Here is a 21,905-nt window from a genome sequence, read left to right as displayed (position 1 = left end):
CTGGTCGAGGTGTCGCCGTCTACGGCGACAGTCTCGAGACCTGCCGCCGAGCAACCCCATTTCCCCCTTTCGGCGTGTCACCGATGATGTTCGTGTGAAGCGAGTATGGCAATGTGGCGTTTCCTAAGGTAATTTGGCTTGAGTTCGGCACTGAACTTCCCGACCCGACAGTGCTGGGCGTTACCGGGGGCGGTACAAGGCAGGGGGCCTTATTTTGTCTTCTCTTACTGAGATTCTGATCATCCGTGGTGTGATGCCCATTGAGGCGCTCGACAATGTTGTCGATGGCTGGAAGGGCGATGACGAGATGGTGCGCCAGCTTGTCAACGATGGCGTGATCACGCCCACCGATTATGCTTCTGCTCGCGCCGCCCAGCATGGTCTCCCGTTTGTGGAGTTGACTGAGTACCCGGTTGACCGGATGGCGGTGTCGCTTGTTCAGGCTGCGATCTGTCGCCGTCACGAGGTTCTGCCGATTGCGAACATCGGCAACACGATCACTTTGGCTGTGGTCGACCCGGGCAATGTGTTCGCGATCGATGATGTGCGCGCTGCGGTGCGCATGCAGGTGAATCTGGTTGTTGCGGAGCGTAAGGATCTTCTGGCCGCGATTGACCGCTATCACCGCGCCGACAATGAGATCAGCTCGCTGACGACTGTTCTCGAGGAGGAGAGCAGCGGTCAGGAGCTGGCGATCTCCGAGCAGGAGGCGAGCGAGGACGATGCGCCTATCGTTCGCTTCGTGAACCTGCTGATCAGCCAGGGCATCCAGGACAAGGCTTCTGATATTCACATCGAGCCGGGCCAGCATGACATGGGTGTTCGGTACCGTATCGACGGTGTGCTGCATGAGATGCAGCGGGCGCCGAAGGCGATCCAGAATGGCGTCATCTCGCGTCTGAAGATCATGAGTGACATCGATATCGCTGAGCGCCGCAAGCCTCAGGATGGTCGCCTGTCGGTCAATCACGGTGGCCGCCAGATCGATCTGCGTGTTGCGACTCTTCCCACGGTGTGGGGCGAGAAGGTCGTCATGCGTATTCTCGACAATTCGAGCACGACGCTGACGTTGAGCGATCTGAACATGCTCGACAACAATCTCGACAATTACCGTCGTTCGTTCACGAAGCCGAATGGCATGATCCTGGTGACGGGGCCGACGGGTTCGGGTAAGTCGACGACGTTGTACACGACGCTGAATGCTGTGGCGAAGCCCGAGGTCAATGTGATCACGGTTGAGGACCCGGTGGAGTTCCGCATGGCGGGCATCAACCAGGTGCAGGTGAATGTGAAGGCGGGCCTGACGTTTGCGGCGGCGCTGCGCAGCATCCTGCGTTCTGACCCGGATGTTGTTCTCATTGGTGAGATCCGTGACCAGGAGACGGCGCAGATCGCCATTGAGGCGTCGCTGACTGGTCACCTCGTGTTGTCGACGCTTCACACGAACAGCGCGCCTGCGGCGATCACTCGTCTGATCGAGATGGACATTGAGCCGTTCTTGGTGGGTTCGGCGCTCGACAGTGTTGTTGCTCAGCGTCTTGCGCGTCGTCTGTGCGAGCGGTGCAGGGAGCAGTACCAGAGCACGATCGAGGGCCTTGCGAACATGGGCTTCTATCTTGATCCGAGCAAGCCGTCGCCGCTGCTGTACCGCCCGGTGGGCTGCACGCACTGCTCGAACACGGGTTACCGTGGCCGTATCGCCCTGCATGAGGTGATGATGGTGAGCGAGGAGATCGAGCGCCTGGCGGTGGCTCGTGCGTCGACGATCGAGATCACGAAGGTTGCGGTGTCGCAGGGTATGGCGACGCTGCGACAGGATGGCTGGACGAAGGCCCTGATGGGGTACACCTCGGTTGAGGAGATCCTTCGGGTGGTGGTCTAGCCGCGTCAGTGGTGTAATGACTGAGCGGTGTTGACGCTGGGCACGGGGGTGTCGGGCGTCGGGGGAAGTTTCAGGGCAGCGCAGCTGTCATGCAGTGAATGAGGGGATATCGCATGAATGAGCCGGTTTACGACGTCACGGAGCAGGGGGATTCTGCCCCGTCCGGTCGTCGTGCGGCGAAGGAGAACACGGATCCGCTCTATGAGCCGCCCGGGTATCTCCCTTCCAGCTATCAGGCGGTTTCTGAGCCGGTGTCGTTGAAGCCGAAGTTCGACGAGCCTGCGCCTGCGCCTTCTGTTGCGGAGACGTTCCCGTCGCAGGCTCCTGCGGGTTCGTTCGCGTCGGCGCCTCCTGCTGTCTCGTTCCCGTCGGCTCCGCCGGTGGGGTCGTTCCCGTCGACGCCTCCGCCTTTGTCGGATCGTGCGGCTTCGGCGTCGTCGTCGATGACTCCGGATGCTCCGGCTCAGCTTCCGGTGCAGGTTTCGGTCACTGAGTCGGCGACGCAGGCGGAGTCGAAGCCTCCCGCCCCGTCGACGGAGTACCTGCAGAGCCTTCCGGCGCCGACGCAGGCGGCTCCGGTTCAGAAGCCCGTGCAGGCCGCTCAGCCCGTGCAGCAGGTTCCGGTCGCCCAGCCTGTTCCTGCCGCCCAGTCGCAGCATGCTCAGGCGCCTGCCGCCCCGGTTCAGCAGCAGCCTGTTCCGGTTCAGGCCGCGCCTGCCCCTGTGCAGCAGGCGCCGCAGCAGACTCAGCCAACACAGCAGGCGCCGCAGCCCGCACCCGTGCAGCCTGCCGCCCCGACTCCTGCCCCCGTTCCCGCGGCAGCAGCTCCGCCGCAGCCGGCCCCGGTTCCGTCCGCGGCTCCTGCAGTACCGGCAGCCCAGCAGCCGGTGGCACCCGCAGCCGCACAGGCCCCTGCTGCTGACGTCCCTCTCGACTCTTCTCCCGGCCCGGTCCCTGTGTCCGAGCTGCCGGGCCCTGTGCCGGCGGTCCCGCCGGTTTCGTCCCTGTCGCCGGAGGTACCCGCGATGCACGATCAGCCCGCAGCATCCGCCCCCGGTATTTTCGGTTCGCAGCGTGATGCGGATCTCAACGCCGATCCTGAGCTTGATGAGGCCCTGCAGAGGGTGCTCATGACGAGTGGGTCTGACCTTCATGTTTCGGCGGGTGCTCCTCCGATGATCCGTGTCGATGGTGCACTGAAGCCCATCGATGGTGCCGCGCCGTGGTCGGCCGACAAGGTCAAGGCGGCGCTGTACAGCATCCTGACGGAGCGCCAGAAGGAGATCTTCGAGCAGGAGCTCGAGTTCGACTTCGCGTACACGCTGTCGGAGAATGCGCGTTTCCGCGTGAACTTCTATCAGCAGCGTCACAACATCGGTGCGGCGTTCCGTCTGATTCCGACGGAGATCAAGCCGCTGGCGGCGTTGGGCGTTCCTGATTCGATCGCGAGTTTCGCGAAGTTGCCGCGTGGCCTCGTTCTCATCACGGGTCCGACGGGTTCGGGCAAGTCGACGACGCTGGCGGCGCTCATCGATCTGGTGAACCGCACGCGCACCGACCACATCATGACGGTTGAGGACCCGATCGAGTTCTTGCACACGAACCACAAGTCGCTGGTGAACCAGCGTGAGGTGGGGCATGACACGCACAGCTTCGCGCAGGCGCTCAAGCATGTGCTGCGTCAGGACCCGGATGTGATTCTGGTCGGTGAGCTTCGTGACCTGGAGACGATCTCGGTGGCGTTGACGGCGGCTGAGACCGGCCATCTCGTGTTTGCGACGCTTCACACTCAGGATGCTCCGCAGACGATCGACCGAATCATCGACGTGTATCCGCCGCACCAGCAGGCTCAGGTGCGTGCGCAGCTGGCGGCAACCCTGCAGGGCGTCGTCTGTCAGACGCTGGTGAAGCGCTCGAATGGCCGTGGCCGTGTTGTGGCGACGGAGGTGTTGATGGCGACGCACGCTGTGGCGAACCTCATCCGTGAGGGTAAGACGTATCAGGTGCATTCGGCCATGCAGGCGGGTCGCGATCTGGGCATGCACACGCTCGACCAGCATCTGGCTGATCTGGTGAACAGCGGCCAGATCTCGTTCGAGTCGGCGATCGAGAAGGCGCATGACTTCGAGGTTCTGAAGCGTCTGGTGACGCGGGCTGACACGTCGGTGGCGGCGGTGGGCGCGAACATGTCCAGCGAGGGTGTCAACTTCGCTGACGCGTATTCGGGGCAGTTCTGATGGCCACCGCGGGTGTGAAGGAGTTCTCCTACAAGGGCCGTGACGGCGCGGGCAAGGTCGTCAAGGGTCGTCTGGAGGGTGCCAGCGAGGGCGCTGTGGGCGCGAAGCTTCGGGTGATGGGCGTGACGCCGATCTCGATCGATGAGGCTTCGGGTGGCACGGGCCTGAACATGGATATCAGCATCCCGGGCATGCAGAAGGGTGTCGGGCTGAAGGATCTGGCGATCATGTCGCGTCAGATGGCGACGATGACCTCGTCGGGCCTGTCCCTGATCCGCACTCTGACGATTCTGTCGGAGCAGACGGAGAACAAGACTCTGGCGGGCATCCTGTCGAAGGTGCAGACGGATGTCGAGGCCGGCTATTCGCTGTCGGCGGCGATGGGCAAGCACACGAAGCATTTCCCTCCGCTGATGATCAGCTTGGTGCGGGCGGGTGAGACGGGCGGATTCCTGGAGTCGACGCTCGAGTCGATTGCCGAGAACTTCGAGTCGGATGTGAAGCTGCGCGCGACGATCAAGTCGGCGCTGACCTATCCGGTGGCGGTTCTGATCATCGCGTTCCTCGCGGTGATCGGCATGCTCATCTTCATCGTTCCGGTGTTCGAGGGTATGTTCGCGGGCTTCGGCGGGGATCTGCCGGCACCCACGATGGTGCTGGTGGTCATGTCGAAGAACATGGCGTGGGCGGTGCCGCTGATGGTGGTTCTGATCATCGTGTTCTCGATCTGGTGGCGCAACAACAAGAACACCGAGCGGGTGCGCAAGGTCGTCGACCCGTTGAAGCTGAAGATGCCGGTGTTCGGCGACCTGTTCAAGAAGGTCGCGATCGCTCGCTTCACCCGAAACTTCTCGACGATGATGGGTGCGGGTGTGCCCATTCTGCAGTCGTTGAGCATTGTTGGCGAGACGGCCGGCAACTGGGTGATCGAGGATGCGCTGCGCAAGGTGCAGGATTCGGTGCGTACGGGCAAGTCGATCGCGGCGCCGCTGTCCACGGAGCCGGTGTTCCCGTCGATGGTGACGCAGATGATCGCGGTCGGCGAGGATTCGGGCTCCCTGGAGACGATGCTCGCGAAGATCGCCGACTTCTATGACGAAGAGGTGCAGAGCACGGCGGAGGCGCTGACGGCGCTGATCGAGCCGCTCATGATCGCGGTGATCGGTGCGGTCATCGGTGGCATGATCGTGGCGCTCTACATGCCGGTCTTCAGCATCTTCGAGCAGATCCAGTAGCCCGCCCCACCCCGCTGGTCGAGGTGTCGCCCTCTAGGGTCTCCGTACATTCCGCGGGTCGAGGTGTCGCCGTCTGCGGCGACAGTCTCGAGACCAGCCCCCGCACACCCCAGCGCGCCCAAAAACCCCAGCTCACCCCCTGTTTTGGGGGCACTACTTTTGGGGGCGTGTTGTTGAGGATTGCCCCTGTCGGGGGTCTTTTGCCGCTATGGTCGTCTGCGGGAAGATTCTTCCCAGGGGGTCTGACTTTTGGGGGGCCGCCTGTCCGCATTTCTTCACAGACAGGATTCATCATGATCACTGCTATCAACCGCGCGCTGGACGCCAGCCGCCTCAAGCGCGAGGAGAACGAGAAGGGCTTCACCCTGATCGAACTTCTCGTCGTTGTCATCATCATCGGCATTCTTGCCGCGATCGCCATCCCGGTCTTCCTGAACCAGCGGGAGAGCGCATGGAAGTCCTCGGTCGAGTCCGACCTCAAGAACGGTGCCCTCGCGATCGAGACGTACGCGACCTCAAACAACGGCTCGCTTTCGGCTCTGCCCGCCGCTGCAGACGCTGACCTTGAGACCCTTGCTCCGGATGACGTCAAGTTCACTGCGTCCTCGAACAACGCGATCACGATCACGATCACGGGCAACAGCTACGTCATCTCTGGCACCAGCGACGACCTCGGCACGAAGACGCTCGAGTACGACAGTGCATTGGGTGGCATCCAGGAGTGGACTGACTAGTCTCAGGACTCCTGCGACTGCGGGGCATCGTCACCCGACGATGCCCCGCAGTCTCAACTGAACAGCCGATGCATTCACTCTGGGGGGAGGGACTTGTGGACTCGATCCGCACCGCACTACGTCGTACATCTGACGAACGGGGCATGACCCTCATCGAGGTTGTCGTCGCGGTTGTCATCCTCGGTCTTCTCTCCACTCTCTCGCTGAGCCTCTACATGACCAGCATGAATGCGTCGTCGACGCACAAGAATCGCGAGCTCGCCATCACCGTCGCCAATGAGTCGATGGAGATCGTGAGTGGTTGGTCGCCAACGGCGAAGATCGCGACAACTTCTCTCAGCACGCTCTTCGCCGGCCGCACTGCCGCCGCCGTGGCCGCACAGTGGGCTGCAGCGCCCGCGAATTCCGGGCTCGAACAGACCTACCCGACCTGGGACACGACGGGTGCATCCGCGCCCGAGCTGCCGCTCTCAAGCATCTCGACTTTCAATGGCACGAAGTTCCTTGCGCAGACCTTCATCGGCACCTGTTTTCAGCCGGTCTCTGGTGGTGACTGCAAGAAGCTTGCAGGCCAGGCCACGGCCCCGTCGGTGGCACCCGGGGGCTATTCCTCGATGGTCCGCGCGACGGTCGTCGTCACTTGGACTGCCGGCGACTGCGATTCGGGCCACTGTTGGTACAAGGCCTCGACCCTTCTCGATTTGAACTCTGATCTCGACTGGGTGACCCATGACTAGGCCGCTTCAGCGATTTCGCGCTCGCCTCGGGCGCACTCAGGCCGGCTTCTCTCTCATGGAGCTCGTCGTTGCCATGGGTATCTTCAGCATCTTCATTGCCATGTTCATGGCGGCAGTCATCGGCCTGACGCAGGGCACCACGCGCGCTCAGCTGACCGCCGAAGCCAGCAGTGGTGTGCTCACCGTCTTCCAGAATTTCGACCGGCAGGTTCGCTACGCGGACGCGATCAACTTCCCCGGCGATGCGGGCGGCGCCACTTATATCGAGTTCCGAACTCCGGCAGAGAGCGCGCCCTCTGAGGTGACGACGTGCACGCAGTGGCGCTTCCTCCCCGACGAGGGCCGTATCGAGTCGCGCTCATGGCCGGATGTCGCCGGCGCGACCCCGACGGCCTGGGCGACCAAGCTCACCACGGCGATCGACACCGGCGCCGCCGACTACCCATTCAAAATGATTCCGGCAAGCACGAGTGGCTCGGCGCGGCAGCAACTGGTGCTCACGCTTGAGGCCGGCAATGCCGACATGGACGCTGGGGCATCCATGTCCACGACGTTCGTCGCGCGCAACAGCAGCGCGGGTTCACCAGGCAACTTGGATGCCAACGGTGATGGCCGAAGCGACGCGCCGGCATGCGCAACAGGGAGCAGATCGTGAACAGACGTTTCCGCGGATTCATCGCCATCCATCGGATGATCGACGCCCGCCTCTCTGCTCGGCCACGCGAGCAGGGTATGGCCCTCATGAGCACGATTCTCTTCATGATCATGCTTTCTGGCCTTTCGCTCGTGCTTCTGAGCGTCATCCTCGGCCAGATCGGCCCCGCTTATGTCGCCCAGAAGGGCACCAAGACCGTTTACGCGGCACAGGCCGGGCTTCAGTCGGCGCTCGGCTCGCTGCGCTCCTCGTCGAGTGTTGACGCCCTCGGCGATGTCTACGGCGATATCGGCAAGCTTCCCTGCACGATCCAGGGCGACGTCGATGGTGCTGATGACTCGGTTCAGTACGAGGTTCAGATCCGCTATTACCTTGACGACCCGACGGGCAAGAACGACACCTGGCTCGAGACCCACAAGCTGAACTGCGTTCCCGGTCTCGGCATCAGTCAACAGCCGAACTTTTCCTACGTTGTCTCCCGCGGGTCGGCGACTTCCGACCCGGGCCTCTCCGACGACGCGGGCAACCGCGCCGTGGCAGCCGTCTACCAGTTCAAGGTCACCAACGAGAACATCCCCGGCGGGCACATCTACGACTTCAACAAGACGACGTGCATCGAGGCGGTGCCGTCCGGCGCCGGCGGAGTCGTCAAGGTGAACGACAAGGTGCGCTTCGTGTCGGGCTCGGCGTGCACCGACGACAAGGACCTGCAGAAGTGGATCTACGACACCGACTGGCAGATCAAGCTGGCGATCACGACGGCGGATGATCAGCCGGGTCTGTGCATCACGGGGCCGACCAGTGGCAATAGCTCACAGGATGTGCAGCTCCAGACCTGCCGCACGGACGCCACCCGCTACAACCAGCTGTGGAGCTGGGAAGGATCCCATACCTGGGTGGGCCAGAAGAACCCGATCTCGGATGGTACGAGTGATTGGTGTATGTCGCGGGCCGACTCGAAAGCCGGCAGCTACTACTACCTGCAGGTGAAGCGCGGGGGGTGCACGACGTTCGCCCCCGACCCTGCTGCTGGTGCGGGCGCAGCTTCCTATGACACGAACCAGGTCGTCAACTATGAGCAGTTCGGCCGCTGCCTTGATGTCACGGGCGGACAGATCAACTCGACATACATGATCGCGTACCCGTGTAAGCAGGACCCGCGAGGTGGAACCGCCGGTATCAACTGGAACCACAAATGGTCCTACCAGGAGCCGGACGAGGGACAGACCTCCCGTCTCGATCAGCAGATCTTCGTCAAGGTGAACAACGACAACAACCAGAAGCGGTGCCTGGAGACGCCCTCGGGTGCGGGCAAGTACCCCGTGTTCAAGACCTGCAACAGCAACTCGGCAGCACAGAAGTGGGATCGGGTCTACGACACAGGCGAGTATTCGGGCAGCTACCTGTTCATCGACAGAGACGGCCGCTGCCTGAGTGCCGATCCCAGTGACCGACATGACAACGTCTGGGCCAAGATCACCGTCGCTACCTGCAACGCCAGCGAACTGCAGAAGTGGAACGCCCCCGCGAGCTACAACAGCGCGACCTTCGGCGGCTTCAAGGAACTCGGCGAGTGACGCGCCACGAGCTGACTGCTACGGTGCCGGGTCGTGACTGATGCCCTGTTCCTGCCCGTCGTCATCATCGTCGGCATCCTCGGCCTGCTGATCGGTTCGTTCCTCAACGTCGTCGTGTGGCGCCTGCCGCGGGGCGAGTCGCTGAGCCACCCGCGCAGCGCCTGCCCGAAGTGTGGTCATCCGATCCGCTGGTGGGACAACATCCCTGTCGTCTCCTGGCTTGTTCTGCGCGGTCGCTGCCGTGACTGTGGCGAGCCCATCTCGCCGCGCTACCCGCTCGTCGAGCTGGCCACGGGCCTGCTCTTCGCCGGGGTCGCGGCCTGGCTGCTGCTCGGCGATGCTGCAGATGGGGGCCTTCTCGTCATGGCACCCGGCATTCTCGCCTCAACCCTTCTCGGGCTTGCCGCGTTCCTCTATCTGGCCGCGATCTCGGTCGCGCTCGCCCTCATCGATCTCGACACCCACACGCTGCCGAACAAGATCGTGCTGCCCGGTTACATCATCGGCGGCGCGCTTCTCGCGGCATCCTCGGTGCTGGCCGGCGACTGGGATGCGCTCATCCGTGCGGGCATCGCCATGGCCGCCATGTTCGTCGCCTACCTCGTGATGGCCCTCGCTTGGCCCGGCGGAATGGGCCTCGGCGACGTCAAGCTGGCCGGCGTTCTCGGCATCTATCTGGGTTGGCTAGGCTGGGGTGCGCTGCTCGTCGGCGCCTTTGCGGCCTTCGTGCTCGGGGGAATCTTTTCGGCCGTTCTTCTTGCGCTTCGCAGGGCGAACCGCAAGAGTGGGATTCCATTCGGGCCATGGATGCTTCTGGGCGCCTGGGTGGGCATCTTCATGGGGGAGTTGCTGTGGCAGGGTTACCTGTCATTCGTTGGATTGGTCGTGTGACATGCACGGCGGGGGAGAGCTGAAGCGTGGCTAAACGCATAGTCGGCGTAGACATCGGCAACGATTCGATTCGTGCCGTAGAAGTGACGGATGCCGCGGGCGCCAAGCCCACGGTCGAGCGGTACCACGAGGTGCCCCTCCTGGATGGTGCTGCTCGCAGCGGCGACGTGCTCGAAGTACACACGGTCGCCAGCACCCTCAAGCGTCTGTGGAGCGAGGGCGGCTTCAAGAGCAAGGATGTCGCACTCGGCATGGGCAACCAGCGAGTGCTCGCCCGCGACCTCACGGTGCCCCGCATGCCGCTCGCCCGCATCCGTGAGACGTTGCCGTTCCAGGTGCAGGACATGCTGCCCGTGCCGGTCGCCGATGCGCTGCTCGACTTCTACCCGATCTCCGAGGGAACGGGCGAGAGCGGCCCGGTCATCAACGGCCTGCTCGTCGCCGCCATCAAGGAGGCGGTCATGGCGAACGTCAACGCCGTGCAGCTCGCGGGCCTCAACCCCGTCGAGGTCGATCTGATCCCCTTCGCCCTCACCCGGGTGCACGTGCGCGGTGAGAACTCCCGCGGCACGGTGGCGCTCATCGACATCGGCGCGCAGACCACCAACGTGGTCATCGCCACCAACGGTGTGCCGCAGTTCGTGCGCATCATCCCGGCAGGCGGTGACGAGATCACCATGGCCCTCGTGCAGCGGCTCGACATGACGCGCGAGACGGCAGAGCAGGTCAAGCGTGCGCTCGGCATCGTCACGGCGGGAGCCGCGCCCGAGCATCGCCCGGCGATCGAGGTCATCTACGAGTCGACGGGTCAGCTGCTCAACGGTCTGCGCAACACGCTCAACTACTTCGTCAACTCGCACCCGAATGACCCCATCAGTCGCATCATCCTCACAGGGGGAGCGGCGCGCCTGCCCGGGCTCTCGGCGGCTCTGTTCGAACTCACCCGGGTCACGGTCGCCTCCAACGAGTCGTTCAACGGATTGCGTCTGAGCCGCGCCGCGGCATCCAGCACGATCGGTTCTGAAGGCATGTCGGTGGCCCTCGGCCTCGCACTGGGAGGCAAGTGATGAGCGCCAAGGACAACGCGATCGTCGTCGGCGGCGAACCGCGCATCGACTTCCTTCCGCCCGAGATCAAGCAGAAGAAACAGGCCAGGCGCACGCTGCGCAGCCTCGTCATGCTCGTCATCGCGGTCGCCGCGGTCTGCCTCCTCGGCTACGCGGGCGTCACCACGATCGCCATCGCCAGCCAGGCCAGACTCAGCAGTGAGCAGGACCGCACCATCACGCTCATCTCCGAGCAGGGCAAGTACTCCCAGGCGCGTTCCGTCGCCGCGACGGTCGAAACGGCACGACTGGCCCAGCTCGTCGCATCCGCGCCAGAGATCATGTGGCGCGAGTACCTCGGCCAGCTGCAGGCGACCCTCCCGGCAGGCGCATCGATCACCCAGATCGACGTGGCCGGAACCTCCACAACGCAGGGCCCGCCCGCAGTGGATGGACCGCTCGCCAAGGCCCAGGTCACGCAGATTGTCCTGGCAGGCGTATTCACCTCGGTCTCGGATGTCGCGCAGTGGCAGGACAACCTAGAAGGCATCGAGAGCATCGTCGGATTCTGGATCACGCCGATCTCGGACGCCGAAGGCGCCTACGAGATCCAGGCCACGATCAACGTCGACCACACGGCGCTCGCGCTGCGACTGTTCGAGAAGGCGCCGGATGCCGATGCTGCGGCGGAATCAGAAGTCGCCGAGACGACAGAGGGCGGTAACTGATCATGCTGAGCAACACACGCTTTGCGGCACTGCTGACGGTCATCGTCATCCTCGCGCTCCTCGCCGGAACCTGGTTCGTCGGCATCGGCCCCCGGCTGGCTGAGGTTGCGGCTGCAGACAATGAGCGCGCAACCGTCGAAGGCCAGAACGCCGCGCATCAGGCCGAACTCGACCGTCTTATCGGGATCGACGCCAATCTGTCGACTCTCGAGGCAGAGCTCGCGGAGCTGCGCCTCGCCATCCCCGGCACACCCGAGACGTCTGTCTTCTACCGGCAGCTCGACGCCATCGCTGCTGCGACGGGTGTGCGCTTCACCGACATCTCCCTCACCAACGTCGCCGCCTATGAGACGCCGGAGGCGGTCGTCATCGATGATGGCGCCGAGGCCGAGGCCGAGGTCGACCAGATCCCGGGGCTCGCTGAGGCGCTGGCCGCTGTGTCTGCCGACAACTTCCTCATCATCGACGCGCAGTTCGGTCTCGCCGGCAGCTACGCCGGCGTGATGGACGCGCTCTCGATGCTGCAGACCGGTGAGCGTTTCGTGCTGGTGAGCGGGCTGAACATCGAGGAAGGGCTGCGCGGCCCGGATGAGGCGGTCTCCGCCAACTTCACCGGCCAGCTCTTCGTGCTCCTCGACTCGACCGGTGTCGCTCCGGCTGCGGAGGCGACCCCGGAGGCAGCTCCCGCGGCCTGACGGTCGCGACTCGGCACCCACCCGACACTTCGCGACACGGATGCCCACCCACAGGTGTCCGATGAGTCGCGAAGTGTCGGGTGAAAGGCTCGCCTGCTGACGAAGCCACCTGTTGCCGAATGCACTGCAGGTCGAGGTGGTGCCGTCTACGGCGCCAGTCTCGAGACCTTGCCGTTCGACTTCTCCGATGCGTGCGTGTGCCCGTGGTTGCTAGTGTTGCTGCGAGCATTCGGATACACCGGCGCCTGAGGAGTCCCCATGAGCAACGTTCCCCCGTCCGACGAGAACCTCGAGAACCCCGTGTCCCCTGAGCGGGCGGATGTCGATTCCGCCGCCACGACGGGCGAGGTCACCGAGACTCCGGTGTACGACGAGGTCGTCGCCGACGTTTCTGAGCCTGCGGCCGCCGAGCCGACGCCGCTGGTAGAGCCGGAGGAGCCTGCCGCCGTCACTGCGGGGCCGGCCTTTGCGCCCGCCCCGCCTGCCGTGCCCGAGGCATCCGTCGTCGCCGAGCCGGTCGTCGCTGAGCCGGTCGCGGTGGAGCCGACCTCTGCGCAGGATGTCATCCCGCCGGCAGAGCCCGCCCCGTCAGCGGTGACGCCCCAGACGATCTACGTGCAGACGCCCACGCCGCCGCGCAAGAAGGGCAACCGCGGTTTCGGTGTGCTGTTCGCTCTGCTCGGCACGCTCGTTTTTGCGCTCGCGTTCGCGCTGGTCACTCTCATCGTCATGGCCTCCTTCTATGGCGGCGATTCGGTCGCAGACCGCTTCGGCAACTTCCTCGGCAGCAGCGGTTTCATCGTGCCGACCCTCACTTTCCTGGTCGCGTTCGTACTCGCGGTGCTGCTGGTGAACCGCGCCGGATGGTGGGCCTGGGTGCTCGGCAGCCTGATCGTGGCGGCCGTCACCTATTTCGCTTCGATCGGCGTGATCCTGCTGATGAACAGCGTCATCCTGATGACGCCCAGCGAGGCATCGCTGGCTTTCGTCAGTCTCGCCGTGAGTGCCCCGCTGATCATCGCCGCCCTTGTCGCGCGCGAGGTCTCGATCTGGTTCGGCGCGGCGATCGCCCGCCGCGGCCGCACCGTGAAGCAGCGCAACATCGAGGCGCGTGAGGCCTACGACCGCGAGCTTGCGGAATCGCGCGCCCGCCACTGATCCGGCTCCCGGTAGACATTTGACCGCGGACACGCCCGCGACTATCCTTATTCGGTGTGCGCTTTTCTGTGCGCTCTCTCGTGCCCAAAATCCTTCGCCTCGGCGACGGATGCGGGTGGCAGGGTTCGAATAGATCTGACACCAACCGGAATCGAGTTTCGGGCGTGACTGAGGGTCCTCGTGATCCCAGGTTCCGCCGGGCTCCCACGGCATACCCAACCACTGAATTCAGGCCAGTCCTGTCTGCAACGTTGGGTCAGCATCCGGATGCCGTCCCGGGCTTCGGGAGGTATGCGATGCATATGCAACAACTGTCACCGTGCAGGATATCCAAGGAGTAAGCAGTGCCAACTATTCAGCAGTTGGTCCGCAAGGGTCGCTCGCCCAAGGTCGTCAAGACCAAGGCGCCCGCCCTTAAGGCCAACCCCCAGCAGCGCGGCGTGTGCACGCGTGTCTACACGACCACCCCGAAGAAGCCGAACTCGGCTCTTCGCAAGGTCGCCCGTGTCAAGCTCTCCAACGGCACCGAGGTCACCGCGTACATCCCGGGTGAGGGTCACAACCTCCAGGAGCACTCGATGGTGCTCGTCCGTGGTGGTCGTGTCAAGGACCTCCCCGGTGTCCGCTACAAGATCGTTCGCGGCGCGCTCGACACACAGGCCGTCAAGAACCGCAAGCAGGCTCGCAGCCGCTACGGCGCGAAGATGGAGAAGAAGTAATGCCTCGCAAGGGACCAGCTCCTAAGCGCCCCGTAGCGATCGACCCGGTCTACGGCGCCCCCATCGTCAGCCAGCTCGTCAACAAGATCCTGCTCGACGGCAAGAAGGCCCTCGCAGAGCGCATCGTCTACGACGCGCTCGAGGCTGTCGCCGCCAAGAACGGTGCGGATGCTGTTGTCACGCTCAAGAAGGCGCTCGACAACGTGCGCCCCACCCTTGAGGTCAAGAGTCGCCGCGTCGGTGGCTCCACCTACCAGGTTCCCGTCGAGGTCAAGCCGCACCGTGCGAACACTCTCGCGCTGCGCTGGCTGACCACGTACGCCAAGGGCCGTCGCGAGAAGACGATGACCGAGCGTCTCACCAACGAGATCCTCGACGCGTCGAACGGTCTCGGTGCCGCTGTGAAGCGTCGTGAAGACACTCACAAGATGGCCGAAGCCAACAAGGCATTCGCTCACTACCGCTGGTAGTGGGCACCTGCAGTGCGGGCGGGTCCTAACCGGCCCGCCCGCACTGTGACATCACATTCATCCCCAACTTTCGGAGGACCACCGTGGCACAGGAAGTGCTCACCGACCTGAACAAGGTCCGCAACATCGGCATCATGGCTCACATCGATGCCGGCAAGACCACAACGACTGAGCGCATCCTGTTCTACACGGGCGTCAACCGCAAGATCGGCGAGACCCACGATGGTGCCTCGACGACTGACTGGATGGAGCAGGAGCAGGAGCGTGGCATCACGATCACCTCCGCTGCTGTCACGTGTTTCTGGAACAACAACCAGATCAACATCATCGACACCCCCGGCCACGTCGACTTCACCGTTGAGGTGGAGCGTTCGCTCCGCGTCCTCGACGGTGCCGTTGCGGTGTTCGACGGCAAGGAGGGCGTTGAGCCCCAGTCGGAGACTGTCTGGCGTCAGGCCGACAAGTACAACGTCCCGCGCATCTGCTTCGTCAACAAGATGGACAAGATGGGCGCCGACTTCTACTTCACGGTCGACACCATCGTGAAGCGCCTCGGCGCCAAGCCGCTGGTTCTTCAGCTGCCCATCGGTGAGGAGTCCGGCTTCGAGGGTGTTGTCGACCTCGTTGAGATGCGCGCGCTCACGTGGCGTGGCGACTCGAAGGGTGACGTCGAGATGGGCGCCAAGTACGCCATCGAGGAGATCCCGGAGGATCTCAAGGAGAAGGCTGCGGAGTACCGCACCGCTCTGCTCGAGACCGTCGCCGAGACCGACGACGCGCTCATGGAGAAGTACTTCGGTGGCGAAGAGCTGACTGTCGCCGAGATCAAGGGCGCCATTCGCAAGCTCACCGTGGCCAGCGAGATCTACCCCGTGCTCTGTGGCTCGGCGTTCAAGAACCGCGGCGTTCAGCCGATGCTCGACGCAGTCATCGACTATCTCCCCAACCCGCTCGACGTCGGTGCCACTGAGGCTCGCGACCCGCGCGACGAGGAGAAGGTCATCCTGCGCAAGCCGGACTCGAAGGAGCCCTTTGCGGCTCTCGCGTTCAAGGTTGCCGTGCACCCGTTCTTCGGGCGTCTCACGTTCATCCGCGTCTACTCGGGGTTCCTTGAGAGTGGTGGAGCGATCATCAACTCCACCAAGGGCAAGAAGGAACGCATCGGCAAGATGTTCCAGATGTACGCCAACAAGGAGAACCCTGTTGACAGCGTCACCGCTGGGCACATCTACGCGGTCATCGGCCTCAAGGACACCACCACGGGCGACACCCTCAGCGACGCGAACAACCAGGTTGTTCTCGAGTCGATGACGTTCCCCGACCCGGTCATCGAGGTCGCCATCGAGCCGAAGACCAAGGCCGACCAGGAGAAGCTGGGAACAGCCATCCAGAAGCTGGCCGAAGAGGATCCCACGTTCCGCACCGAGCAGAACATCGACACCGGCCAGACCGTCATCAAGGGAATGGGTGAGCTTCACCTCGACATCCTCGTTGACCGCATGAAGCGCGAGTTCCATGTTGAGGCCAACGTGGGCAAGCCCCAGGTTGCGTACCGCGAGACGATCCGTCGCGTGGTCGAGAAGTACGACTACACCCACAAGAAGCAGACCGGTGGATCCGGTCAGTTCGCCAAGGTGCAGATCGCTCTCGAGCCGATGGAGGTCACCGCGGAGGTGTCCTACGAGTTCGAGGACAAGGTTTCGGGCGGTCGCATCCCGCGCGAGTACATTCCTTCGGTGAACGCCGGAATCAAGGAGGCCATGCAGGTGGGCGTGCTCGCCGGCTTCCCGACTGTCGGTGTGAAGGCGATTCTGCTTGACGGCGCCTACCATGACGTCGACTCCTCGGAGATGGCGTTCAAGATCGCCGGATCCATGGCATACAAGGAGGCCGCTCGCAAGGCGAACCCCGTGCTGCTGGAGCCGCTCATGGCCGTCGAGGTCCGCACCCCTGAGGAATACATGGGTGACGTCATCGGTGACATCAACTCCCGTCGTGGCCAGATCCAGGCCATGGAAGACGCGACGGGCGTGAAGGTCATCTCGGCGAAGGTACCGCTGTCAGAAATGTTCGGGTATGTTGGCGACCTGAGGTCCAAGACCTCTGGCCGTGCGGTGTACTCGATGACATTCGACAGCTATGCGGAGGTCCCGAAGGCTGTTGCCGACGAGATCGTCCAGAAGAACAAGGGCGACTAGCCCGAATTCGCAGGGACATCCCGTCCCGAGTAACATAAATACACACTCCACCCCGTAGCGCATCCGATCGGAATCCACTGATTCGGATGCCTACACCAGAGTCCTGAGGAGGACCCAGTGGCTAAGGCCAAGTTCGAGCGGACCAAGCCGCACGTAAACATCGGAACCATCGGTCACGTTGACCACGGCAAGACCACGCTTACCGCAGCCATCTCGAAGGTGCTCGCGGACAAGTACCCGTCGGCCACCAACGTGCAGCGTGACTTCGCGACGATCGACTCGGCGCCTGAAGAGCGCCAGCGTGGTATCACGATCAACATCTCTCACGTCGAGTACGAGACGCCGAAGCGCCACTACGCTCACGTCGACGCCCCTGGTCACGCCGACTACATCAAGAACATGATCACCGGTGCTGCTCAGATGGACGGCGCGATCCTCGTGGTTGCGGCGACCGACGGCCCGATGGCTCAGACCCGTGAGCACGTTCTGCTCGCCCGCCAGGTTGGTGTCCCCTACCTGATGGTCGCGCTGAACAAGTCCGACATGGTCGACGACGAGGAGATCCTGGAGCTCGTCGAGCTCGAGGTTCGCGAGTTGCTCTCCAGCCAGGAGTTCGACGGCGACAACGCGCCTGTCGTTCGCGTCTCGGGCCTCAAGGCTCTCGAGGGCGACGAGAAGTGGGTTCAGTCGGTTCTCGACCTCATGCAGGCCGCTGACGACAACATCCCCGACCCCGTGCGCGACAAGGACAAGCCCTTCCTCATGCCGGTCGAGGACGTCTTCACGATCACCGGTCGTGGAACCGTCGTCACGGGCCGCGCCGAGCGTGGCACGCTGAAGATCAACTCCGAGGTCGAGATCGTCGGCATCCGCCCGACGCAGAAGACCACGGTCACGGGTATCGAGATGTTCCACAAGCAGCTCGACGAGGCTTGGGCCGGCGAGAACTGTGGTCTGCTCCTCCGCGGCACCAAGCGCGAGGATGTCGAGCGCGGCCAGGTCGTCGTACAGCCGGGTTCGGTCACCCCTCACACGAACTTCGAGGGAACCGCCTACATCCTTTCCAAGGATGAGGGTGGCCGCCACAACCCGTTCTACGCGAACTACCGCCCGCAGTTCTACTTCCGCACCACCGACGTCACCGGCGTCATCACGCTGCCCGAGGGCACCGAGATGGTCATGCCTGGTGACACCACCGAGATGACGGTTGAGCTCATTCAGCCCATCGCCATGGAAGAGGGCCTCGGCTTCGCTATCCGTGAGGGTGGCCGCACCGTTGGCGCCGGCAAGGTTGTCAAGGTTCTCAAGTAGTAACAGCAACAACCTGGCGGGTTGAGTAGCGAGCGTATCGAAACCAAACCCACCAACACGAAGGGGTCGAGCCGAAAGGCTCGGCCCCTTCGTCGTTCCCGGATGCTCGGGGCCACCTCTGGTGGAGCGATCGGCTGCGACGTAGGGTGGGCTTCCGATGGTTCCCCAGACTAAGGAGTCGACAATGGCCGGATTCGATGACATCACCAAGAAGGCGCAGGAGTTCCTCGCCGACGACAAGGTGAAGGATGCGCTGAAGAGCGAGCAGGCTGAGGACATCAGCGACAAGGTCCTCGACGGTGCGGAGGATGTCGTCAACAAGGTGACGGGCGGCAAGTTCGCCGGACAGGTGGGCGACGCCCGCGCCGAGGCCGACAAGCGCGTCGGCACCGACTAGCCCCTCCGCTTTTTCCGCGTGTGCGCGCCCCTGCTCGAGCGGGCGGGCGCGCACGCCCCAAACGGGGGCGCACAGCGCGTCAGAACCGCCCTTTTTGCGCGACACGCCGAGCGCGACACGCCCGGGTTGCAGCAGCGTCAGGAATGTGGCAAACTCGTCTAGTTCAACATTTCCGCCTGGTCCCCGTGACCGAGGCCGGAATCACTGCCAGGCAGTGCATAGATTTGACGCTCGGGTTCAGGCCCGGGTGAGCGTCTAGGCCGCGGGTAGCAGGACAAAGCTTAATCGACACTCGATAAAACGCGGTCAGACGTGTGCCCGCTCTTCCTCGGAAGGGCGTGACGCGCCCGAGCGCGGGGGTCGGTACGGTGTCGGGTCACAAGACCTGGCGTTTGACATAAAAACAGTGGTGCGACAGCAGAAGTGCTCCGCAGCGTGTGCGTGAGAACGCATTTGGTACTAAAGAGAGAGAGTCAGACATGGCGGGACAGAAGATCCGCATTCGACTTAAGTCGTACGACCACGAGGTCATCGACAGCTCGGCGCGCAAGATCGTCGACACGGTGACCCGTGCGGGCGCGACGGTGGTCGGTCCGGTGCCCCTTCCTACGGAGAAGAACGTGGTCGTCGTGATCCGCTCTCCTCACAAGTACAAGGACAGCCGCGAGCACTTCGAGAAGCGCACCCACAAGCGCCTGATCGACATCATTGACCCGACTCCGAAGGCTGTCGACTCGCTCATGCGTCTCGACCTGCCGGCCGACGTCAACATCGAGATCAAGCTCTAGTCGAGCCTGAACAGTTCTGAGGGAACCCATGTCTAAACTTACGACTCGCAAGGGTCTGCTGGGCAAGAAGCTCGGCATGACTCAGGTCTGGGACGCCAACAACAAGCTGATCCCCGTCACCGTCATCGAGATCACCCCCAACGTCGTCACCCAGGTTCGTACTCCTGAGGTCGACGGCTACAGTGCCGTCCAGATCGCTTACGGCCAGATCGACCCGCGCAAGGCGAACAAGCCTGCGACCGGTCACTTCGACAAGGCCGGCGTCACGCCGCGCCGTCACCTCACCGAGGTTCGCACCTCCGACGCCGGCGACTACTCGCTCGGCCAGGAGATCGCGGTTGACATCTTCGAGGCCGGCAAGAAGGTCGACGTCGTCGGCACCAGCAAGGGCAAGGGTTTCGCCGGTGTCATGAAGCGCCACAACTTCGCCGGTGTCTCGGCGTCGCACGGTGCGCACCGCAACCACCGCAAGCCGGGTTCGATCGGCGCCTCGTCGACCCCCAGCCGTGTCTTCAAGGGCATGCGCATGGCCGGTCGTATGGGTGGCGACCGCGTCACCGTCCAGGGCCTCACGGTCCACGCTGTCGACCTCGAGAAGGGTCTGCTGCTCGTCAAGGGCGCGGTTCCCGGTGCTCGTGGCCGCATCGTGTTCGTTCGCAACGCAGTGAAGGGAGCCTAGTTCCATGGCTACCGCAATCGATGTCGTCGACGTCAAGGGCAAGAAGGTCGGCTCGGTCGACCTTCCCGCCGAGATCTTCGACGTCCAGACCAACGTCCCCCTGATCCACCAGGTTGTCGTGGCGCAGCGCGCCGCGGCTCGCCAGGGCACGCACAAGACCAAGGGTCGCGGCGAGGTTTCAGGCTCGGGCCGCAAGCCGTTCAAGCAGAAGGGCACCGGCCGCGCCCGTCAGGGTTCGGTCCGTATGCCGCAGCACAAGGGTGGTGGCATCGTCCACGGACCCGTGCCGCGCGACTACGCCCAGCGCACCCCCAAGAAGATGATCGCTGCCGCTCTCCGCGGCACGCTCTCCGACCGGGCACGCGGCGGACGCATCCATGTCGTCGAGTCGCTCTCCCTGGGAGATGTGCCCTCAACGAAGGCTGTTGCCGAGCTGCTCGGCAACATCGCCGAGAGCAAGAACATCCTGATCGTTCTCCAGCGTGACGACGAGGTGAGCTACAAGAGCGTGCGAAACCTTTCCACGATTCACGTGATCACCCACGACCAGCTGAACGCCTACGACGTGGTCGTGAGCGACGACCTCGTCTTCACCAAGGGTGCGTTCGACGCGTTCGTCGCCCCCAAGGGCGAGAGCGCAGCATCTGACAAGGAAGCGAAGGTGACCGCATGAGCGCCACGTACAAGGACCCGCGCGACGTCATCATCGCCCCGGTCGTCTCCGAGAAGAGCTACAGCCTGATCGATCAGGGCAAGTACACCTTCGAGGTGGACCCCCGTTCGAACAAGACCGAGATCAAGCTCGCCATTGAGAAGATCTTCAGCGTGCAGGTCGCGTCGATCAACACTCTCAACAAGCAGGGCAAGACCCGTCGTACCAAGTTCGGTACTGGTAAGCGCAAGAACACCAAGCGCGCCATCGTGACGCTCAAGGCCGGTTCCATCGACATCTTCACGGCTGTCGGCTAGGGAGCAGAGGAATAACCCATGGCAATTCGTAAGTACAAGCCCACGACCCCGGGTCGTCGCGGTTCCTCGGTGGCAGATTTCGCCGAGATCACGCGGTCGACTCCCGAGAAGTCGCTGCTGCGCCCCCTGCCCAAGACGGGTGGCCGCAACAACTCCGGTCGCATCACGACGCGTCACATCGGTGGTGGCCACAAGCGCCAGTACCGCGTGATCGACTTCCGTCGCAATGACAAGGACGGCGTCAACGCCAAGGTCGCTCACATCGAGTACGACCCCAACCGCACCGCCCGTATCGCGCTGCTGCACTACCTTGACGGCACGAAGCGTTACATCATCGCGCCGGAGAAGCTCAAGCAGGGCGACATCGTCGAGTCGGGTGCTGGCGCGGACATCAAGCCGGGCAACAACCTGCCGCTGCGCAACATCCCGGTCGGTACCGTCATTCACGCGATCGAGCTCAAGCCGGGCGGCGGCGCCAAGATCGCCCGCTCCGCTGGTTCTTCGGTGCGTCTCGTCGCGAAGGATGGCCCCTACGCCCAGCTGCGTATGCCGTCCGGCGAGATCCGCAACGTGGATGCTCGCTGCCGCGCCACGATCGGCGAGGTCGGCAACGCCGAGCAGTCGAACATCAACTGGGGCAAGGCCGGCCGTATGCGCTGGAAGGGCGTTCGCCCGACAGTCCGTGGTGTCGCCATGAACCCGGTCGACCACCCGCACGGTGGTGGTGAGGGCAAGACGTCCGGTGGTCGTCACCCCGTCAGCCCGTGGGGCCAGTCCGAGGGTCGCACCCGCAAGTCAA

22 protein-coding genes are annotated in these 21,905 nt (G+C 63.6%); all 22 read left to right on the top strand.

Going from position 1 to position 21,905, the window contains the following annotated elements; genetic code table 11:
* Positions 1 to 214: 214 nt before the first annotated feature.
* Positions 215 to 1,882, top strand: coding sequence for a GspE/PulE family protein (locus FB562_RS12395; RefSeq protein ID WP_141881619.1), 1,668 nt, complete (start codon positions 215 to 217; stop codon positions 1,880 to 1,882).
* A 113-nt stretch (positions 1,883 to 1,995) separates the two neighbouring features.
* Positions 1,996 to 4,119, top strand: coding sequence for a type IV pilus twitching motility protein PilT (locus FB562_RS13900; RefSeq protein WP_281284329.1), 2,124 nt, complete (start codon positions 1,996 to 1,998; stop codon positions 4,117 to 4,119).
* Positions 4,119 to 5,354, top strand: coding sequence for a type II secretion system F family protein (locus tag FB562_RS12385; protein ID WP_141881618.1), 1,236 nt, complete (start codon positions 4,119 to 4,121; stop codon positions 5,352 to 5,354). The genes FB562_RS13900 and FB562_RS12385 overlap by 1 nt, the downstream gene beginning before the upstream one ends.
* 293 nt (positions 5,355 to 5,647) lie before the next feature.
* Positions 5,648 to 6,088 (top strand): type IV pilin protein, encoded by a 441-nt coding sequence (locus tag FB562_RS13895; RefSeq protein ID WP_141881617.1) that lies wholly within the window; start codon positions 5,648 to 5,650, stop codon positions 6,086 to 6,088.
* Positions 6,089 to 6,156: 68 nt separating this feature from the next.
* Positions 6,157 to 6,825: a type IV pilus modification PilV family protein gene (locus FB562_RS12375; protein WP_141881616.1), complete on the top strand. Its 669-nt coding sequence runs from the start codon at positions 6,157 to 6,159 to the stop codon at positions 6,823 to 6,825.
* Complete coding sequence (locus tag FB562_RS12370) at positions 6,818 to 7,480, top strand: PulJ/GspJ family protein (RefSeq protein WP_141881615.1); 663 nt, start codon at positions 6,818 to 6,820, stop codon at positions 7,478 to 7,480. The genes FB562_RS12375 and FB562_RS12370 overlap by 8 nt, the downstream gene beginning before the upstream one ends.
* Positions 7,477 to 9,057: a ricin-type beta-trefoil lectin domain protein gene (locus FB562_RS12365; protein WP_185740573.1), complete on the top strand. Its 1,581-nt coding sequence runs from the start codon at positions 7,477 to 7,479 to the stop codon at positions 9,055 to 9,057. The genes FB562_RS12370 and FB562_RS12365 overlap by 4 nt, the downstream gene beginning before the upstream one ends.
* A 33-nt stretch (positions 9,058 to 9,090) precedes the next feature.
* Complete coding sequence (locus FB562_RS12360) at positions 9,091 to 9,948, top strand: prepilin peptidase (RefSeq protein ID WP_246081489.1); 858 nt, start codon at positions 9,091 to 9,093, stop codon at positions 9,946 to 9,948.
* 26 nt (positions 9,949 to 9,974) lie between these two features.
* A complete protein-coding gene (gene pilM, locus FB562_RS12355) occupies positions 9,975 to 11,015 on the top strand; it encodes a type IV pilus assembly protein PilM (RefSeq protein ID WP_141881613.1) in 1,041 nt (346 codons plus the stop codon).
* The gene (locus FB562_RS12350) at positions 11,015 to 11,722 is read left to right on the top strand and encodes a hypothetical protein (protein ID WP_141881612.1); all 708 of its coding nucleotides are present in this window, start codon (positions 11,015 to 11,017) and stop codon (positions 11,720 to 11,722) included. The genes pilM and FB562_RS12350 overlap by 1 nt, the downstream gene beginning before the upstream one ends.
* A 2-nt stretch (positions 11,723 to 11,724) precedes the next feature.
* Positions 11,725 to 12,417 carry a hypothetical protein gene (locus FB562_RS12345; protein ID WP_141881611.1) on the top strand — a complete coding sequence of 231 codons (693 nt, stop codon included), beginning with the start codon at positions 11,725 to 11,727 and terminating at the stop codon, positions 12,415 to 12,417.
* Between the two features lie 258 nt (positions 12,418 to 12,675).
* Positions 12,676 to 13,575: a hypothetical protein gene (locus tag FB562_RS12340; RefSeq protein WP_141881610.1), complete on the top strand. Its 900-nt coding sequence runs from the start codon at positions 12,676 to 12,678 to the stop codon at positions 13,573 to 13,575.
* A gap of 344 nt (positions 13,576 to 13,919) precedes the next feature.
* Positions 13,920 to 14,294: a 30S ribosomal protein S12 gene (gene rpsL / locus FB562_RS12335; protein ID WP_027692591.1), complete on the top strand. Its 375-nt coding sequence runs from the start codon at positions 13,920 to 13,922 to the stop codon at positions 14,292 to 14,294.
* Positions 14,294 to 14,764, top strand: coding sequence for a 30S ribosomal protein S7 (rpsG, locus tag FB562_RS12330; RefSeq protein ID WP_141881609.1), 471 nt, complete (start codon positions 14,294 to 14,296; stop codon positions 14,762 to 14,764). Before rpsL ends, rpsG begins: the two co-directional genes overlap by 1 nt.
* An 83-nt stretch (positions 14,765 to 14,847) precedes the next feature.
* On the top strand, positions 14,848 to 16,962 hold the full coding sequence (gene fusA / locus FB562_RS12325; RefSeq protein ID WP_141880995.1) for an elongation factor G: 2,115 nt from the start codon (positions 14,848 to 14,850) through the stop codon (positions 16,960 to 16,962).
* Positions 16,963 to 17,079: 117 nt separating this feature from the next.
* On the top strand, positions 17,080 to 18,273 hold the full coding sequence (gene tuf, locus FB562_RS12320) for an elongation factor Tu (protein ID WP_141880994.1): 1,194 nt from the start codon (positions 17,080 to 17,082) through the stop codon (positions 18,271 to 18,273).
* Between the two features lie 184 nt (positions 18,274 to 18,457).
* Positions 18,458 to 18,670, top strand: coding sequence for an Rv0909 family putative TA system antitoxin (locus FB562_RS12315; protein ID WP_141880993.1), 213 nt, complete (start codon positions 18,458 to 18,460; stop codon positions 18,668 to 18,670).
* Positions 18,671 to 19,149: 479 nt separating this feature from the next.
* Positions 19,150 to 19,458: a 30S ribosomal protein S10 gene (gene rpsJ / locus FB562_RS12310; protein WP_021010896.1), complete on the top strand. Its 309-nt coding sequence runs from the start codon at positions 19,150 to 19,152 to the stop codon at positions 19,456 to 19,458.
* Positions 19,459 to 19,486: 28 nt separating this feature from the next.
* The gene (rplC, locus tag FB562_RS12305; protein ID WP_141880992.1) at positions 19,487 to 20,137 is read left to right on the top strand and encodes a 50S ribosomal protein L3; all 651 of its coding nucleotides are present in this window, start codon (positions 19,487 to 19,489) and stop codon (positions 20,135 to 20,137) included.
* A gap of 4 nt (positions 20,138 to 20,141) precedes the next feature.
* A complete protein-coding gene (rplD, locus tag FB562_RS12300; RefSeq protein WP_141880991.1) occupies positions 20,142 to 20,810 on the top strand; it encodes a 50S ribosomal protein L4 in 669 nt (222 codons plus the stop codon).
* Positions 20,807 to 21,106, top strand: coding sequence for a 50S ribosomal protein L23 (gene rplW / locus FB562_RS12295; protein ID WP_141880990.1), 300 nt, complete (start codon positions 20,807 to 20,809; stop codon positions 21,104 to 21,106). Before rplD ends, rplW begins: the two co-directional genes overlap by 4 nt.
* 18 nt (positions 21,107 to 21,124) lie before the next feature.
* Positions 21,125 to 21,905: 50S ribosomal protein L2 (gene rplB, locus FB562_RS12290; RefSeq protein WP_141881608.1), on the top strand; the 781-nt coding region annotated here is incomplete at its 3' end.

Origin of the sequence: Homoserinimonas aerilata, assembly GCF_006716125.1 — a bacterium.
GTDB classification, from domain to species: domain Bacteria; phylum Actinomycetota; class Actinomycetes; order Actinomycetales; family Microbacteriaceae; genus Homoserinimonas; species Homoserinimonas aerilata.
The sequence above is the reverse complement of the archived record's forward strand: the minus strand, read 5'-3'. Positions and strand labels throughout refer to the sequence as shown.